Origin of the sequence: Synechococcus sp. R3-13 (assembly GCF_047462195.1) — a bacterium.
Taxonomy (GTDB): domain Bacteria; phylum Cyanobacteriota; class Cyanobacteriia; order Thermostichales; family Thermostichaceae; genus Thermostichus.
This window is the reverse complement of the sequence record NZ_JANSIO010000468.1, coordinates 1-2676: the sequence shown is the minus strand read 5'-3', so window position 1 is coordinate 2676 and position 2676 is coordinate 1. Positions and strand designations below refer to the sequence as shown.

The window sequence follows — 2676 nt, the reverse complement described above, 5'->3', positions numbered from 1 at the left end:
CAGAGGGCGGGGCTTCTCGGCGGTTTAGCTAATGGAACTAGTGGGATACCCTCACACCAGCTCCTCCCTCAGAGGGAGAAAGGGAAAGATTCGGCGCTGTCGGAATTGCTTGGAGTAGTTGGTGCCCGCTCAAGCTTTGTTGCCATTCAGAACGGCTACAACTGGTGCAGTCACGCTTCCTGCTCAATACCCTGCTCAATACAATAAAGGGCCTGCAAGCCAGCAGACCCAAGGAAAAGCCAAAAGGCGGTAAGTTGAGGTCTCTTAGATCAGGCCCAGCCAGGAAGCAACGCCTTGGCCCGTCACCGCTTCGATGACAATGGCCAACACAAAGCCAATCATGGCAGCCCGACCGTTGAGGCGCTCGGCATACTCGTTAAAGCCAAACTTGGGCTCAGACAAATTGGGATTAGACATGAGAACCTCCAGGGTAAATGGGAACGACAGGGAGTGGGATCCGTAAAGAACGAAAACGAGAACGGCACTTGACCTTCAGTATAGTTTGCATTTCTTCATGATCGCAAGCAAGGTGGTCACCCGCTGCCGATGGCGGCGATGATCTGCCGCGCCAGGGGAATGGCCGCCTCATAGGCTTTGCCCTGATGCAGGTGCAGCACCAGCGTCCAGTTGGGATCCGGCAGGGGCCAAAAGGCCAGCAACCAGGCTTGAAAATCTTCTGCCCAGAGAATTGGTCGTCCTCGTCGTTGAGGATTGAGGATGGTGCCAGACTTGGCTGCCACTGGGATCCCTTCTGGGGCAATGCCGCGACAGGTGCCCGCTGTTGCCGCCAGGCTCATGCCAGCATGGAGAGCCTCCCAAATCCAAGCCGGTAAAGAGAAAGCGGGCAGAGAGACCTCGCCAGAAAGGGGTACACCTCGGCGGGCAATCACGCCCCCATAAACCAACAGCTCCCAGGGATCTACCGGCCCAGCCAGACCGGTCGCCAAGAGCGGAGCCGGAGCTGTATTCTGCACACTCCCTAGGCCGAAGCGCCGCAGCCACTCCACCAGGGTATTGGCCCCTAGCTCCCAGCCCAACTGGTAAAAATGCACGTTGCAAGAGTGGGCCAGGGCCTGGCGCAAGTTCAAAGCCCCATGGCCACGGGGATCCCAGCAGGGTAGGCGGCCCAACCCCAGTTGCGGCGGCGGATCCCACCAACCCGGACAGTGGATCAAGCGCTCCCCAGAGCTGATCCCAGTCTGCAGAGCAGCGGCGGCAACGGCGCATTTGACGGTTGAGCCAGGGCTGGCCCTGATTCTGGAAGCCTGCTCCGGCTGCCAAACCCTTGTTAAACGACCGGTGTTCAGGTTGAGGACGGCGGCAAAATCGCGCGGATGGGGCAGCCCTGCAGATTTCCCCTGCAAGCCCCAGGTCAAAGCAGAACCCAACAGCCAGGCTCCACAGGTGCGACGGTTCATCTGCTGTTGGCCCCGAAAACCCAGCCAGACAAAAGCGGATCCCTGTTACAAAAATTCGGAAATCGCAGCCTTCTCACGGACTAGGGTAATCTGAGTTCAGGTCAATGGAGATAACCCTCATGGCAATTCAGCGTGGTGCCAAAGTCCGTGTGCTGCGGAAAGAATCCTACTGGTACCGGGATGTGGGAACGGTTGCGGCGGTGGATACCAGCGGCATTCTCTACCCGGTGATCGTCCGCTTTGACAAGATCAACTACTACAACATCAACACCAACAACTTCCGCGAAGATGAGCTGGAAGTGTTGGAAGCTCCCAAGGCCAAGGCCAAAGCCGCTCCGGCCAGCTAAGCCAAAGTTCTGATGCCGGGGACTGTGTTCTTGAGCAAGTCGTTCTGTGCCTGAACTGCCGGAAGTTGAAACAGTTCGGCAAGATTTGCAACGCCTCACCTTGGGGCCGCGGATACTTGCGGTGGAGGTGCTCCTGGCCCGCACCATTGCCTACCCTGCAGGGGAGATGTTTGGGCGGAGCTTGATTGGCACCCGTTTTACCCAGTGGCAGCGGCGAGGAAAGTATCTCCTGGGATCCCTGGATTCGAGAGCTGTTCTGGGCGTGCATCTGCGCATGACCGGGCAGTTGCTCTGGGTGCAGGGATCCACCCCTTTATCAGCTCACACTCGTGTTCGTTTGGCCTTCGAGGAAGGGTGGGACTTGCGCTTTGTGGATCAGCGCACCTTTGGCCAGATGTGGCTGGTGCCTGCCGGTGTTGAGCTGGAGGCGGTGATCCCCACCCTGCAGACTTTGGGGCCGGAGCCCTTTTCGCCAGCTTTTTCTGAGGCCTATTTCCAGGCTGCCCTGCAGAAGAGCCGCCGTCTTATTAAAACCGCGCTGCTGGATCAATCGCTGGTAGCCGGGGTGGGCAACATTTACGCCGACGAAGCCCTGTTTCTGAGCGGCATTCACCCTTTGACGCCAGCAGTTCAGCTTTCGGATGTGGCCAAGGCACGCCTGCGAGAAGCTTTGATCGAGGTGTTACGGGCCGGGCTGGAGCAGCGGGGCACCACCTTGCGGGATTACCGGGATCTGCGTGGGCTCAACGGCAACTATCAAGGGCAAGCGTGGGTGTACGGTCGGGAAGGGGATCCCTGTCGCCTCTGTGGCACCCCAATTCAGCGGATGAAGCTGGCAGGTCGTTCGGCTCACTTTTGCCCCCACTGCCAGCCACTCAAAACCCCCCTCTCCCCAGGGGAGAGGGGTTGGG

At 58.9% G+C, this 2676-nt stretch carries 4 protein-coding genes; 2 read left to right on the top strand and 2 right to left on the bottom strand.

Going from position 1 to position 2676, the window contains the following annotated elements:
- Positions 1–264 precede the first annotated feature (264 nt).
- Positions 265–417, bottom strand: coding sequence for a chlorophyll a/b-binding protein (locus NW856_RS13135; protein ID WP_011429120.1), 153 nt, complete (start codon positions 415–417; stop codon positions 265–267).
- A 116-nt stretch (positions 418–533) separates the two neighbouring features.
- Entirely contained in the window at positions 534–1418 is an 885-nt protein-coding gene (locus NW856_RS13130) for a penicillin-binding transpeptidase domain-containing protein (RefSeq protein ID WP_414400620.1), read from the bottom strand.
- 119 nt (positions 1419–1537) lie between these two features.
- Between NW856_RS13130 and NW856_RS13125 the strand changes: the two genes are divergently transcribed.
- Together NW856_RS13125 and NW856_RS13120 are read left to right on the top strand one after the other, a co-directional pair.
- On the top strand, positions 1538–1765 hold the full coding sequence (locus NW856_RS13125) for a photosystem I reaction center subunit IV (protein ID WP_414329200.1): 228 nt from the start codon (positions 1538–1540) through the stop codon (positions 1763–1765).
- 46 nt (positions 1766–1811) lie between these two features.
- On the top strand, positions 1812–2676 hold an 865-nt coding region (locus NW856_RS13120), incomplete at its 3' end, for a DNA-formamidopyrimidine glycosylase (RefSeq protein ID WP_414400619.1).